The 15,481-nt window shown below is 45.9% G+C and carries 6 protein-coding genes; 2 read left to right on the forward strand and 4 right to left on the reverse strand.

Translation table 11 applies throughout. From position 1 onward, the window contains the following. Nucleotides 1–283: 283 nt before the first annotated feature. From B4J50_RS08535 to clpB, 4 genes are all read right to left on the reverse strand, one after another. On the reverse strand, nucleotides 284–955 hold the full coding sequence (locus tag B4J50_RS08535; RefSeq protein WP_034327066.1) for a response regulator: 672 nt from the start codon (nucleotides 953–955) through the stop codon (nucleotides 284–286). Further along, on the reverse strand, nucleotides 948–2,894 hold the full coding sequence (locus B4J50_RS08540; RefSeq protein WP_286847265.1) for a transporter substrate-binding domain-containing protein: 1,947 nt from the start codon (nucleotides 2,892–2,894) through the stop codon (nucleotides 948–950). The genes B4J50_RS08535 and B4J50_RS08540 overlap by 8 nt, the downstream gene beginning before the upstream one ends. Nucleotides 2,895–2,901: 7 nt before the next feature. Then, nucleotides 2,902–4,509, reverse strand: a complete 1,608-nt coding sequence (locus B4J50_RS08545; RefSeq protein WP_245587108.1) for a dipeptidase — start codon at nucleotides 4,507–4,509, stop codon at nucleotides 2,902–2,904. Nucleotides 4,510–4,639: 130 nt separating this feature from the next. Continuing rightward, nucleotides 4,640–7,276: an ATP-dependent chaperone ClpB gene (gene clpB, locus B4J50_RS08550; protein ID WP_024822842.1), complete on the reverse strand. Its 2,637-nt coding sequence runs from the start codon at nucleotides 7,274–7,276 to the stop codon at nucleotides 4,640–4,642. Nucleotides 7,277–7,769: 493 nt separating this feature from the next. Here clpB and B4J50_RS08555 point away from each other — a divergent pair, with 493 nt between their 5' ends. Both B4J50_RS08555 and pbpC read left to right on the forward strand, forming a co-directional pair. Further along, on the forward strand, nucleotides 7,770–13,112 hold the full coding sequence (locus tag B4J50_RS08555; protein WP_286847272.1) for an Ig-like domain-containing alpha-2-macroglobulin family protein: 5,343 nt from the start codon (nucleotides 7,770–7,772) through the stop codon (nucleotides 13,110–13,112). 3 nt (nucleotides 13,113–13,115) lie between these two features. Beyond that, on the forward strand, nucleotides 13,116–15,383 hold the full coding sequence (gene pbpC, locus B4J50_RS08560; protein WP_024822840.1) for a penicillin-binding protein 1C: 2,268 nt from the start codon (nucleotides 13,116–13,118) through the stop codon (nucleotides 15,381–15,383). The last annotated feature ends 98 nt before the right edge of the window (nucleotides 15,384–15,481 follow it).

Here is a 15,481-nt window from a genome sequence, read left to right on the forward strand (position 1 = left end):
AATTAACACTGAGTGTGTAAACATGACATCAAGTCTCCTACGTAAAATGATATAGAGATATAGAACGGATCCAGCTCTACAAAAGCTTTCTACTATTCTATGGGGCAGGAGCTTGATGAGACAAGATTTAGTATTTTTCGTTCGCGAGTGTAATGTTTTGTATAAAAACTATAGGAAGGAAAAGACTCGAAAGGTTGATAATCCAAGGCTTTCCAAAACTGAACAAAAAGAACAAAATAAAAAGAGGGGAAGCTTCCAGCCTCCCCTAAAAATGTTAAATAAGTCAGTATTTATTAATGGGGCGTCCTACTTCCTGATATTCTCTTTTCATCGTAGCTTTTCCTGAAGCTACAAGATATTCTAGATACCGTCTCGCCGTAATTCGAGAGACACAAAGAGCCTCAGCTGCCTCCACAGCAGAAAGAGAACAGTTGCTTTGTCGCAATAGTCTCTCTACCTTTTTAAGCATTTCTGGATTCAATCCCTTAGGAAGAGACGACTGATAATTTTTACGGCTTTTTACTTGAAAAAGACTGTCTATATCCGCTTGGTCTACATCACGAGGTCCCCTTCGGAGCTTCGTTTCCATTTGTCTGAAAGATTCTAGAGATGCTTTCAAACGTTCATATACAAATGGTTTTACTATATAATCAAAAGCTCCTGCTTGAATAGCTTCGTTAACAGTATTTACATCTCGTGACGCCGAAACAATAATTACATCTACATTCTTTTGTTGTTCTCGTATTTTGCGTAGTGTATTTAAGCCATCAAGACCTGGGAGAAAAATATCAAGAATTAAAAGACGAACTGGCAGAGTCTCAAGCAATTCGAGGGCCTTTGCACCATCCCCAGCCACAGCAACGACACGAAAGCCTTCCAGGGTATTAATAAAATTTTGGTGTATCTCTGCCACCATAGGATCATCCTCTACAACAAGGACATCGATTCTACTCAAAGTGATCCCCCCCTTCTCTGTTTGGCAGCGTGACAATAAACTCGGTAAATTCACCTGGACTGAAGTCTAACGAAATATCTCCTCCTAAGGCATCTACCATTCTTCTAATGTTATAAAGCCCATATCCAGATGTACGAGGACGAGCTTTTGTAGAAAAGCCTTTCTCAAAAATTTTAGTTGCCAACTCCTCTGAAAGTCTCCCCCCATTATCCCAAACACATAATAATATCTGGTTCGACTCATCAAAAATAGAGAAAGATATTTTCCCTTTTCGATCATAAAGATCAACCACAGCCTCTATAGCGTTTTCCATAAGATTCCCGATAATAATAACAAGTGCCTGATCACTGATATGTACAAGTTCTCCGCAATAGCTATCGGGCGTAATTTCGCACTCGATAGCCAGTTCTTTGCATCGCCCCATTTTCCCTAAAAGAATACCTCCCACTGCTGGGTTTTTAATTCGTTCCGCAATCAAAGAAGCTGTAATTTGCCCTGGGGCTTGTTCCTGAGCTATAAAGCTTAAGGCCCGTTCATATTTGCCCAACTGAATGAGACCAGCTATAGCCTGGAGTTTATTCACAAATTCGTGATTCTGAACACGCAAGGAATCTACATACATACGAACACCTGTCATCTCTTCAGCCATGGCACGAATTTCTGACATATCGCGGAAACTGGCAATGGCCCCAGCTATTTGGTTGTTTAATACGACAGGAACTTTATTCACAATCAAGGGGGTCCCTCCCACGTTCTGCTCAAGGTCATATGTTGTTTCGCCAGATGTTAAAACTCCCTTAAGGTTAATTTCAGGAACCAGACTGTCCACATCTTCTCCCTCTACATCGAAGGAAATATTCAAAAGCTTACGAGCAGAGCGATTAATTAGGGTCACGCGGCCAAGATTATCTATAGCCAAAATGCCATCACGAATAAAGTCAATTAACTTCTCTCTTTCTCTTACTATCCTGGTCACTTGCCTTTTAAGTGACAGATTCCATAAAAGAGTGAGAAATATGGCAATGGCAAAGGCGCCAATAACTTTTGTTATTAACTCTTTATCGATTTTCCCTTCTTGCCTATATTCATCGAACCATTTGCGATAAAGCTTATCGTAAGAGCCGTCACGACGAGAAGCCGCTAACCCTTCTCGCAGTATTTCCGCTAAAAATATATCTCCGTGAGCAATTGTGTATCCCCAATCACCACTAAAAAGAACCTGGGGCATGGCAACTACATTTGTAATGTGGAGTTTTTTATAGGCTGCTAAGCCTTGGTAAAGATTCATGAGGGCAAAATCATACTGCCCAGAAGAGAGGAGGTGGAGAATCTCCACGGGATGATCTGCCAATACAATATTTGACGTTAGACCACTCGAGCGAAGATACTCCTCTTCAGCACTACCTCTCTCCACAACAACAGCTTTCCCTGATACATCGCTCAAGCGGGTACTGCCAAATCCTTTTCGGGTAAAAATGGAATAAGGGACCTTCATCACGGGGAGAGAAAAATAATACTCTCCTATCTCTTTTCCAGATACGTCGGGCAAAAAATCTCCTCGCCTTTCTGTTTGCGAAGGAGGATACACGGTCACTACTGGTGCTAAATGAGGCAATATAGCATCTTCGCTTCGGGCATCTACAACTCCCAACAATAAATCTACACGAGAAGAATAAAGAAGCTCTGAGACTTCTTGCCAACGAACCATTCTGAAATTTAGAGCAAGTTCCTTCTCTTTGGCAATAGATTGCAAAAGTTCAACAAGGAACCCCGTTGGTTTTTGTTTTTCTCCAATAAACTCAAAGGGATCTAACGTTCGATCTCCCACCACGTAAATAACTCTCCCGCCTACACCTGCCCCCCAGCTCGGCAAATAAAAAACAAAGAGGCTAAAAAAATAAGTGAAAAGAAGAGTCACTATCCAACTTTTTTTTCTCATCCTCACCTCACCAAAACCTATCCCACATATACTTAGAGATGAGAAAAGTACACAGATCCCACCATTTTTGCAAGGCCTCTTTCATCCCATTCTCTGTAACTTCGTTCAAAAAAGCAGCAGCTGATTCTGGTGACGAATTCCACAATTCTACAGCTTTTTTCTCGATCTCCACTTGCTTTCCAAACCACTCATTCTCAAAGGACGTGCGGACCTGCTCCATATCACGAACTGCCAATTGATAGCGTCGATTTACCAGATCGGCGGCGAGAAGGAACACCCATCGAGCAGAGGATGGGTCAAAACGCCCCATCTTGAAATTTCGCCATCCTTCAGGAATGAAAGTGGCACCAGCATAGACAGGTACATAAACGCCCATGTGAGGATGCCCCATTGAGAACCAGATAATACCGCCAACTGGATCGGGGAGCCAGTTTCTAGACTGTGAAACAAATGTATAAGACGTTTTTGCTGATATTGGTCGATGATAAGGTATGTTTAAAAGAGCCCGCATAGGCCTGTCTGGGAAAGGAGTGGCCAACTCGCTTTTCATCAGTTTCCCATTCACATCTGGAACAAGCCAAGCCGGATTATCTTCCATATTAAAAGGTGTCCCTTCAAGGGTCGATCGTTGAATTGCCATCACATCTTGAACTGAAATTTTTTTGTCAGGTTTAATAGAAAAGGGATAGGAGGACACATCAGCGTTGGGATCCCATTCTTTGGAGGGGGCCAGCGTTTTAAAAAGATAATAAAGCCGTTCCCGAACCCAAGGACTGTACATGGACCAATATCCTGAACGAGGAGTATATGCGTCTCTCCAGTTAAAGGGGTGTCCGGATTTGGGAGTATACCAACCATGCTGTATAGCTACATCCAAATAATTCTGTGAAGCCATAAAGTAGTCAGGTTGATTTAAATCAATGTTCGAAATAATACTGCCATTGGCTATTACGGCCACCTCATCATCTGGAACACGCCGTGCCACCCAAATAGCCCCTGGGACTCCACTCTCTGGTCTCCAGCCAAAGCCAACGCTTCGAATTTCAAAAATCCAGGCCTCATTAGGATCGGCAACAGTGAGGGCCTCTCCTTGACCCACGCAAGAAGGGAGGAAACCATAGGTTTCAGCCAGTCCCCCCATAAGCTTAATAGCCTCTCGAGCAGTTTTTGTCCTCTGAAGAGCTATTATCTCAAGCTGTTCTATGGTTAGAATTCCTTTCGCATCAGGAAGGAAGGCACTTAACTCATCTTTTTGCCCAACAGTGCTTTCCCCAATGGAGAGTTGATGCTCATTAAAACAAGAATACCCTACGTGGAAATACGTGTAGGTTTCCTCAGCTTGAGGAATATGACCAATCACTCGAGGCGGATTCGCATCTTCTCCTAAAAGGTTGATGTAAACGTTCATTATCGTTCCTGGAGCATATTTTTGACCTTTCACCACTCTTAAATTTGCATCATACCAGTTATCAGCCGTATGAGAATTGATCACAGAACCGTCCACACTCGCATTTTTCCCTACAAGAACAGCGGTACACGCCCAAGAAGGGAAAGAAACGGACACCAACAGGCAGGAAAAAAGCATCCATACAACCCATCTCTTCCTACGATTCACCTTGTCAACTCCTTTTAAAAGCGATAAAAGCAAATCTTTTATTATAGAGAGTCTATTATACGATACAAAAGGGGGATCGGGAAAATCCCGATCCCCCTTCATCTATAGGAATCAGCCTCTATGAAGGCTGTTACATTTGTGTTTCTGAATCAGGATAGAGGGACGTCATTTGAAAAGCAAGCTCCCCGCCCTTCACGGTAACATACACCTTGCTCCCTTCTCGCACCTCTCCAGATATAAGAGCTCGAGCCATTTTAGTTTCCAGCTGTCTCATTATGAAACGCTTCAAGGGACGAGCTCCAAAAACCGGATCGTAGCCGGCTTCAACAATATAATCTGCCGCTTCATCTGAAAGCTCGAGATCAATTCTCTGATCTTTTAATCTGTTTTGAAGCTCTCGAACCAAAAGCTTAACGATCTGGCGTATCTCATGCTTTTGAAGAGGCTTGAAAAGAACAATATCATCGACTCTGTTCAAGAATTCTGGACGAAAAGACTGACGCAACTCTGCCATTACAGCTTCTCTTGCCTGATCCTCTATCTGTCCGTCACTCGTAATTCCCTCAAGAAGGAAATGGGCTCCTATATTGCTGGTCATAATAATTACTGTATTTTTGAAATCGACTACATGTCCACGACTATCAGTCACCCGACCATCATCAAGAATTTGAAGCAATACATTAAATACATCCTGATGAGCTTTCTCTATCTCGTCGAACAAAATGACAGAATAGGGACGGCGACGCACAGCTTCAGTCAGCTGGCCTCCTTCTTCGTATCCTACATATCCAGGCGGAGCTCCAATGAGTCTGGAAACAGAGAACTTCTCCATATACTCCGACATGTCGATACGAATCATGTTCTCCTCGCTATCAAACAGGGCCTCGGCCAACGTTTTGGCCAACTCAGTTTTACCTACACCAGTCGGTCCCAAGAAGATGAAAGAACCTACCGGACGGCGAGGATCTTTAATGCCGGCTCTAGCCCGCATTACTGCATCTGCCACGAGCTGAACAGCCTCATCTTGTCCCACAACCCGTTGGTGAAGGATCTCATCGAGCTTCAACAGCTTCTCTCGCTCCCCCTCCATAAGGCGGGTAACAGGAACGCCTGTCCAACGACTTACTATTTCGGCAACTTCGTCTTCTGTTACCTCTTCTCGAAGTAACGAGGTATTTTCATGGCTTGTTGCCAATCTTTCTTCCTCTTGTTTTAATCGACGTTGCAGCTCAGGAAGACGACCATGTTTCAGTTCTGCCGCTTTGTTCAGATCATATTCCCGCTCCGCTTTCTCTATATCTCTTTTAACTGTATCTATCTCTTCCCGAAGAGAACGAACGGCCCCTATTTTTTCTTTCTCTTTCTCATACTGTGCACGAAGAGAGTCCGCTTCTTCTCGAGCTTCTTGCAGCTCTTTCTGAAGGTTCTTGAGCCTTTCAAGACTCGCTTCATCTTTTTCTTTTCGCAATGCAGCCTCCTCTATTTCAAGCTGCATAACCTTCCTCGACGCCGCATCTAGTTCCGCAGGCAGAGAATCGATCTCTGTACGGATCATAGCGCAAGCCTCATCTACCAAATCAATAGCCTTGTCTGGTAAAAATCGGTCTGTAATATAACGATTCGACAGTACAGCCGCAGCAACAAGGGCATTATCTCTAATCTTGACCCCGTGATGCACTTCATACCGTTCTTTCAACCCTCGCAAAATAGAAATCGTGTCTTCCACATTTGGCTGCTCTACAAGAACAGGCTGGAAACGCCGTGCCAAGGCCGCATCTTTCTCAATATGCTTTCGATATTCATCGATAGTAGTGGCACCAATACAATGAAGCTCTCCTCTTGCAAGCATAGGCTTCAACATATTTCCTGCATCAATGGCTCCTTCAGCCGCTCCGGCTCCCACAATGGTATGAAGCTCATCAATGAAGAGAATAATTTCGCCATTGCTTTCCTTTATTTCGTTCAAAACAGCCTTTAATCGCTCCTCAAACTCTCCTCTAAACTTGGCTCCTGCTACCAACGCCCCCATATCGAGAGCAAAAATAGTACGATCCTTAAGCCCTTCTGGCACATCACCTCGCACTATTCGTTGGGCCAATCCTTCTACAATAGCAGTTTTACCCACTCCAGGATCTCCAATAAGTACTGGGTTATTTTTCGTTTTTCGGCTTAAAATTCGTATAACCCGTCGAACCTCTTCGTCTCGGCCAATGACCGGGTCTAGCTTTCCAGACCTTGCCATTTTCACAAGATCTCGCCCATAGCGCTCCAAGGCCTCATATGTAGCTTCAGGATTATCGCTACTTACTCTCTGAGCACCACGAACAGAAGTGAGCGTCTCCAGGAAATTTCCCTGGGAAATATGATATTGTGACAAAATCCTTCCGGCAGCAGTTGCATTTCCTTCTTCAAGGAAGCATGAGAAAATGTGCTCTACAGAAACATACTCGTCTTTTAAACGCTCGGCTCTTTCCTGAGCCTGAACTAAAAGTTGGGATAACCGCCGCGAAATATAGATTTTCCCCGGCTCAATCCCGGGACCGGAAATCTTCGGCCTCTTCTCGAGTTCTTTCTTAATATCTCTCGTTACACTCTCTACAGGGATTCCCATTTTTTGAAGAAGCCTCGGAATCAGTCCTTCAGGTTGTCCCAAAAGAGCTAGGAGTAAATGCTCACCATCTACCTCTTGATGTCCCCAGCTCACAGCCATATCTTGAGCTGAAGAAAGTGCTTCTTGTGATTTTCTTGTAAATTTGGAAATATCCATCTATAAAACCCCTCTCTTGCAATTACCTGTCAACGTATGGGACAATCTATTTGACCTTTACTAACCAATAAACATTATATAGGTCAGGATTGGTCATTCAAGGAGCCGTCATCGTAAATAATCCAATTTATTTACGATTTTACTTTGTAACCTCTATTTATTTCTTTTTTTCTTTTCATTATAAAAATTCCTCAACCTCTTCCATATTTTGGGCAGAGTAGGGTTGGGAATAAATGAGATGGTATGGAAGGCACGGTCAATAGGGAGCAAGATGTGGGGAGTCATGCAAGCTACGTAAACCGTTCGAGGAGGCAAATAGGAAGCACGGTGGGAGATAGGAGGGGTAGGACGTACGGTTAGAAAACACGTTCAGATATCAGGTAGGAAGAGAGATTGTAGAATAATAGACCAAAAGGCTGAGGAAGAAACAAGCCTTCTACCGATATAATAATAGTTGGTAAAGAATGAATTCGATTTTTATGGAGGGAAAGAGATGAAGAAAAAATTCGCTCAACTCCTCGTAGCAATTGGCCTCCTTTTATTAATGGCGCCAGGTTGTTGCTGGGGAGCTTCCGATTTTACAGTCAAAGATTTTAAGCCGGAAGGGACAGTAACGGGAACGCCTCTTTTTACCGCCGTTTTTTCCACTCCCGTAGTGGAAGGTTCTTTAAAGGGGCAAAAGGTTGCAGCAGAAGAATTCCCATTTTCTATCTACCCATCTGTTCCTGGAGAAGGGCGATGGGATGACGAAAAAACCTTTATATTCAAGCCGTTAGCCCCCCTCCTCCCAGCCACTGCTTATCGCGTTGAGTTCAAAGAAGGGGTTCGAGATCGGGGAGGACGTCTCCTTGCTGGGCGCCACTCCTTTGTCTTCCAAACTCAACCTCTTTCTTTCGTAGATGCTCGGCAAATCGACTTTTCAGAAGATGGAATTGCCACAGTTGAACTCTCTTTTTCCCTACCTGTCTCCCCTATACGAATCAGGGGGTTTGTTACATTACAGGACCAGTACGGGCGAAATATTCCTTACTCAGTCGCCGGCGAACATCCTTCCACATCCATAACTCTCACCACCGACTATATTTCCAGTGAAAAACTGAAGTTTTCTATTGCCGCCGGGTTAACGAGTGAACGTGGTCCTTTAGGCCTTGAAAAAGCCATAGTGCACGAAATTCCTCTCTCTGCTGCCTTATCCATCCGAAGTTCATGGGCATATCAACAGAGTCCTCAGCAGGGTGTCATTATGTTCCAAACAACAACTCCCGTTCATATGGGAACGATAAAAAATTTCATCTCTCTGGAACCCCATATTCCTTTCAGCATCAACCCTGAATATAGCGGGTTTTCTATCGCTGGCCCATTTCTTCCCAGACAACGGTACAGTGTGACCATAAAAAAGGGACTTCCCGCCCGAAGTTCTTCTGGAGGGAAGCTCACTGAAGACTTCACAAAGGCTTTTATTTTTCCAGATCTCGAACCTTCTGTTTCCTTCCCTACCGCAGGAATGTTTCTATCCCCGGCGGGGGATCTTCGAATACCTGTAGAAGCTGTGAATATGGAGGAAATAGAGATTGCCCTATGGCGTCTCTATGAAAATAACATCTCTTATTCCGTAATCTCTGGAACTGACTCTATTCCTCGGGAACTATCCCGATTAATCATTCAGAAAAAGGCTGAAATAAAAGGAAGGCCAAATGCCACAGAACGACGAGCATTAGATCTTCGTTCTTTAGCTGAAGGGCAAAAAGGTGTATTTCTTCTTACAGCTAAGAGTACGGATCCCAATGCCTGGCAAGAAGCTCAACAGATTGTAACTGTTACTGACATAGGTATCGTAACTCGCCTCTACAACGAAGGGATTATGGTTTGGGCCAACTCTATTCGTGATCTGAAGCCTATTTCGAGGGGCACTGTGAAAATATACTCTCGAAGCAATCAACTTATAGCTGAAGGGAAAACTGGCCGAGACGGAATTTTTATGCTCCATCGTACAGACTCTTGGAATGACAGTCTTCGTCCCTTTTTGGTTACTGTAGAAAAAGATAGCGATCTCTCTTTCCTCCGCATAGATCGAAATGTTTTGGCAGATAACGGATTTGATATTGGAGGGCGCCCATACCTTCGTAAAGGATATGAGGCCTTTTGTTTCGCCCCTCGAAACCTTTTCAGGCCAGGAGAAGAAGCGACCTTTAAAGCTATTCTTCGTAATGGCGACCGTGAAGCTCCGAAACCATTTCCTGTCCTTGTAGCCATACGTTCAGCAGAAGGGAAAGAAGTGGCAAAATCTACAGTAGAGCTTTCAGAAAACGGGACGTTGCTCTTCTCATGTCGTCTCCCGGAAGCTACGCCTACAGGAACATATCAGTTCTCCGTATTCCTCCCTGGCGATGAAAAAAAGCCTCTGGGACAAATGTTTTTTTATATACAAGAGTTTGCTCCACCTCGCCTTGAAGTCTCTGTAGAAGGAGATGCGAAAAAAATTGTTCCTGGCGATACGACAAAAATATCCCTTACATCAAAATACCTCTTCGGCGCCCCAGCCTCCGATCTCCCGTGGGAGGCTGAAGTACGAACTATTGCAGTCCCCTTCTCCCATCCTCAGTGGGGAGCTTATGTCTTCGGTGATGGAGAAAAAACCGCTGACGAGTTTACTGATTTTCTTGGTCAAGGAGCCCTCGACAGCAATGGGAAAGGGGAGATCTCTTACTCTTTGAGAGAAGGACTTCAAGCCCCGTCTCTTTTAAACTTTCTCTTCACTGCTAAAGTCAGAGAAGAGGGTGGAAGATGGGTTCCTCATACTCTTACAATCCCTTGTTATCCTACCCCCTATATGATAGGCGTCGAAAAAGCAAAGGGGATGCCGGAACCGGGGAAACCCTTCGAGCTTCGGGTAGCTGCCGTTACGCCGGAAGGAGAAGCCGCTCCTATAGAGACAATAACAGCCTCCGTTTCAAAAATTATGAAACATTACACCCTTAAACGGTATGGCGATCAGACACGGATGGAAGAACAGGAAGAGCTTGGAACTCCTGAAGAAAAAATTCTCCCATTGGTGAAAGGCGTGGGCACTTTTACATTTACGCCACAGGATTCTGGAGAATATCTCGTGCGATTTGAGGAGAAAGAGAGCGGAAGCTCAGCCTCTACACGTATCGAAGCATGGTATCCCTTTGGAGAAGGAAAAGGTTCACCTCTTATAGATAGGATTCTGCTCTCTACCGACAAGGATAAGTACGTTCCTGGCGAAACCGCCACAATCCAGATCCGTTCTCCCTTCAAGGGAACATTGCTTTTTACCGTAGAAACAGACAAACAGCTTTCCCGGAAAATCGTGGAGCTTGAGTCGGGAGAAATCACTATTCCCGTGAAAGTTACGGAAGAAATGGTCCCCAACGCCTATTGCACTGCCTGGATTCTGCGCCCTGTGGCTGAAACAGGTGATGAGACATGGGGATCCCACCGGGCTCTGGGTTCTGTTCCCCTTATTGTAGACGGGCCAGAAAACCATTTATCCATTACCGTAGAGGGACCCGAAGAATCAGAACCTGGCTCAGAGGTCTCTTTTACCCTCAGCCTTACCGACTATCGTGGGAAACCCATACAGGGAGACATAGCCGTCGCCCTTGTAGACGAAGGGATTTTAGGCCTTTCTGGGTATAAAACTCCGGCACCTGAAGAATTTTTCCTCGGGAAAAGGGAGCTATCTATCTTTACAAATGACATGTACGACCTGCTCATGCCTTTGGAGTCACGGGAAACGCCGCTTCTCCACCCAGCAGGTGGCGGAAGCGCTGAGGCCATGTATGCCGCTATGGGAGGTCTCTTATCTCCCCTCCTCACTGGACGTTCTCTTGAGATTCTCTCTCTCTTTGAGGGGAAAATCAGTACTGACGGGAACGGCAAGGCTGTTGTGACCTTCAAATTGCCTGAATTTAGCGGGAAGGGACGTCTCATGGCTGTAGCCACGGGAGGAGCAGCTTTTGGCTCCATCTCCCGCCCTCTTACGATCCAGAGAGACGTGGTTTTAGAACCCTCTCTGCCGAAAGCTGTAGCACCTGGCGATATATTCGAATCGATTTTCTCTGTCTTTTCAAGAAAAGATAAGGAAGAAAAGGTGATCGTTACCATTAAAGATATGAAAGGTGTCACTCTGGAAAGGGCGGAAAAATCTTTTGAGCTTACTATTCCTGCCCAAGGGCGCCTCTCTCGTTCTTTCTCTTTCAAAGCTCTCCCCCAGGCAAGCATAGGAGGGATAACATTTGAAACAAAATGGGGGGATAGGTCATTTATCACCCATCGGGAAATTACCATCAGACCTCCCTATCCCCGTATCAGCATTACGAAAAATGGGATGATAGCTACAGAAGGAAACCATCCTCTGGCTCTTGATCAAACGTGGTTCCCTGGAACGCAAAAAGGGGGGTTGACCCTTTCAGGCCTTCCTACAGCCAATCTTTCCGGAGCCCTTAACTTCCTTCGCTCTTACCCGTGGGGCTGTCTGGAACAAACTGTATCTTCCGCATGGCCTCTTCTTGTTTTGCCAGATCTTGTAAAAAGCACAGATCCAACTCTCGCATCTGACGCCGAGATAAAACAACAGATTGTCGACACCCTTCGCCAACTTTCAGCTCTCCAGCTTTTTGATGGCAGCTTCACCACATGGCGAGGAAACAACGTTCCTGACAGATGGGGAAGTGTCTATGCTGCTCATTTCCTTGTAGAAGCAACAAGGCAAGGTCTTCTCGTTCCTGAGAATATGGTAGGGGGAGCCCTCTCATATTTGCGGCAGATCCTTGCTTTAAGCGACGAGGAAGGAGCAGAAGGCTTCTCTACGCGAGCATACGCTGCCTTTGTTCTTTCTCTCTACGGGGAACCACCCTTAGGGTGGATGGATCATCTCCAGAGCTTTCGAGATAAAATGACATTATCTGGACGGATCCTTCTTGCTGGAGCATACGCCCTCTACCAGAAAAATACGGATCCTCTCAAGAGCCTTGGGGGTATCCTTCCAACTATGGAAAAAGAAGGAACTATGGGAGCTACACTAGAAAGCCCCTGGCGAAATAAGGCGTTCCTGCTCCTCATATGGGACCTTGTCGATCCCCTTGCTCCTGAAACAACAACGCTAGCCGCCGAATTCATGGCTCAGGTTGAAAAAAATGGATGGGACACCACCCAAGAGAATGGCTTGGCTCTGTTAGCATTGGGGCGGTATCTGGAAGGGACTCAAACAATTCAAAAAGGCCCCTTTACAGCTAGCGTTATTCTTCCAAATGGGAACGTAGGAGCTACGATCAATCAAGAGACTCGAGCCTCCCTCAATCTCGATACCGTAGAAGGGAAAGAACTCACCCTTCGCCTCGAAGGGACGGGGCAAGTCTACTACGGCATGGTTCTTTCAGGAGTACCCGAAAAAGCCGTGGAGAGCTACGACCATGGCATTCAAGTGAGACGAACCTACACGAACAGGCAAGGAGTCAAGCTTGAAAAGAATGTGGCAGTCCAACATGGAGACAAGATAACCGTCACCCTACAGATTATTCCTGCTGGTCCAGTTTCCATGCTGGTCCTAAGCGATATTTTGCCTGGCGGGCTGGAAATTGAATCAACTGGAGATGGAGCGAAAGAGGCCCTCGATACTGTTAATATCCGGAAAGAACAACGGGATGACCGGCTTATACTCTTTGTTTCCGGCCTTAAAGAACCCCTGGAATATACATACACCGTCCGAGCCGTTTCTCGCGGATCTTTCGTCATTCCCCCTGTCACTGTGGAAGACATGTATAATCCAGGAATAAAGAGCCTTTACGGCGGAGGATCGTTACAGGTTCAATAAAGAATGGAGCAGAAAAAGAAGCTACGATCCTATATTTTAAAAGATAAAAGAATAAAAGGATTGGCCCTTGGAGCCCTCTTTATTTTTCTCCTATGGGCCTTTCCCTTCTTTGTTCCCCTCGACATGAAGGCAATTCGCCAGTGGCCAATATCCCGGGTGGCACTCGACAGATACCATCAGCCTTTTTTTGTAGAACTCTCCTCAAACTCGGAATGGTGCATTCCTGTGTCTCTTCAAGAGATGGGGCCATGGGTTCCTAAAATTGCTGTTGCTATTGAAGATCGCAAATTCTGGTCTCATCATGGAGTCAACCTTTTCGCCATAGGCCGTGCTGCTATTCAGAACATGAGAACAGGCAAAATTGTCTCTGGGGCCTCCACTATCTCAAGTCAAGTCATTCGTCTCACATATCCACGCCCCAGAAAGGTATCCGTTAAAATTGCAGAGTTTCTCCAAGCCATGAAGTTAGAACGTCTTACATCGAAAGAAAACATCCTCGAGATCTATCTCAACAAGGCTCCTTTCGGAAGCAATATTCGCGGCATAGAGGCTGCCAGCCGCATTTGGTATGGGAAACCAGCATCTACCCTATCTTCTGGAGAAGCGGCTCTTCTTATAGGCATGCTGCGAGGTCCCTCTCTCTATCGTCCAGACAGAAACCCAGAGAAAGCTCGCGGCCTTCGGAACCATATTCTCTCTTCACTGAGAGACCAGGGAATTCTCTCGCCAGAAGAAGCAAAAATCGCTATGGAGGCTCCCGTCCCTTCTCTCACCAAGGAAATGCCGACCATGGCCTTCCACTTCGCCAACCAGGCGTTGAATCTCTCAGAGAAGCCAGTAGTATCTACCACTTTAGATAGAGCCTTTCAATATCGAGTGGAACAAATTCTACATCGCACCCTTAACGGACAGCCCTCATCCATTACAGGATCTGCTCTTGTGATTCACAACTCCACAGGAGAGATCCGAGCATACGTAGGGAATGGGCGCTTAGGATCGGGAACCGCCGGAAGCTGGGTCGATTGTTGCCAGACCCTTCGCTCTCCAGGATCGGCGCTGAAACCCTTTGCCTATATTGAGGCCTTTAGTCGCGGACTCCTTACCCCTGCTTCCCTTCTCGCCGACACTCCCTTTTCCTTCGGAGGTCATTCTCCTCGAAACTTTGATCTCAAATACAGAGGCCCTGTAAGCGCCAGACAAGCCCTCGCCAATTCTTTAAATGCACCGGCAGTACGAGTTCTCCGCATGGTAGGAGGGGAACCCCTTTTACAATCTCTTCGGTCGGCAGGGTTCTCATCTCTAAAGAAAGATGCCTCATATTACGGAGACTCCTTAATTCTCGGTGGATGTGAAGTGTCTGTTATGGAAATGGCCTTGGCCTACGAAACTCTCGCTAATTTAGGAAGACAGCATCCCCTTCGTCTCCTTAGTGACAGCCCATTCTATGAAAAAAAGATATACGATGAGCCCAGTTCATTTCTCATAGCAGACATTTTAAAAGACAGCCAAAGGCTCCTCCCCATGCGCCGTGAAGCGTTACTTCATCTCAAAAAGCAGGTGGCTTTCAAAACAGGGACATCTTACGGCTTTCGTGACGCATGGACAGCCGCCTATACACCAGAATATACTGTCGTAGTCTGGTTTGGGGATCCGGAAGGATTTCCAAATGCCAACCTGGTAGGTTTGAACCTTGCGACTCCCGTCGCTCTCGAAATACTTTTTTCCACACCTGAAACTGAATCTTCGTGGTATCCAGTTCCCGGAGGACTGGCATTACGATCCGTGTGCGCCCTCTCAGGGCTGCCTCCTTCCGAAAGCTGCCCCGTGGTTAAAAAAGACTGGCACATTCCCGGCGTTTCCCGAAGCAATCGATGCCCTATTCATCAAATGCGGCAAGGGCAGCCTGTCCTTATATGGCCCCCAGAGCTGGCCATGATGAATCCGTCTCTTCCGATAGCCCCTGAAGAGGAGACTATCGTCATTACCTCCCCTCTAGCGGAAACCCGTTTCCTCCTTACTCCAGAAGGAGGGAAGCAGAAAATAGCCTTACGTCATGAAGGAACAAAGGGGAGGGTCTTTTGGTATGTTGATGGAGAATACTACGGGGAAACAAAAGCCCCGGAGCTCCTCTTTTGGGAGTTATCTCCAGGGCATCATTCCTTCGCCGTTATGAACGAAAAGGGTCAAAATGATCGCGTAGACATAGAGGTGCTTACCGTAACTCCGTCTCGCCAAGCTCTTCCTTCTTTGGAAACCTTAGAGCTTTATTGACGCACCTTGACGCCCTAACATCTGATTCTTTAGTGTGCTCTCTTCGGCATTGTTGACAAACCTAGACAAACCTAAGCGTTCAGGCGCTTGGATGACGG

This window comes from Aminobacterium sp. UBA4908 (assembly GCF_002398115.1).
GTDB classification, from domain to species: domain Bacteria; phylum Synergistota; class Synergistia; order Synergistales; family Aminobacteriaceae; genus Aminobacterium; species Aminobacterium mobile.

Coding starts and splice junctions, on each gene's coding strand:
- B4J50_RS08555 (WP_286847272.1), top strand. CDS start 7,770: ATGAAGAAAAAATTCGCTCAACTCCTCGTAGCAATTGGCCTCCTTTTA.
- clpB (WP_024822842.1), bottom strand. CDS start 7,276: ATGGATATTTCCAAATTTACAAGAAAATCACAAGAAGCACTTTCTTCA.
- pbpC (WP_024822840.1), top strand. CDS start 13,116: ATGGAGCAGAAAAAGAAGCTACGATCCTATATTTTAAAAGATAAAAGA.
- B4J50_RS08540 (WP_286847265.1), bottom strand. CDS start 2,894: ATGAGAAAAAAAAGTTGGATAGTGACTCTTCTTTTCACTTATTTTTTT.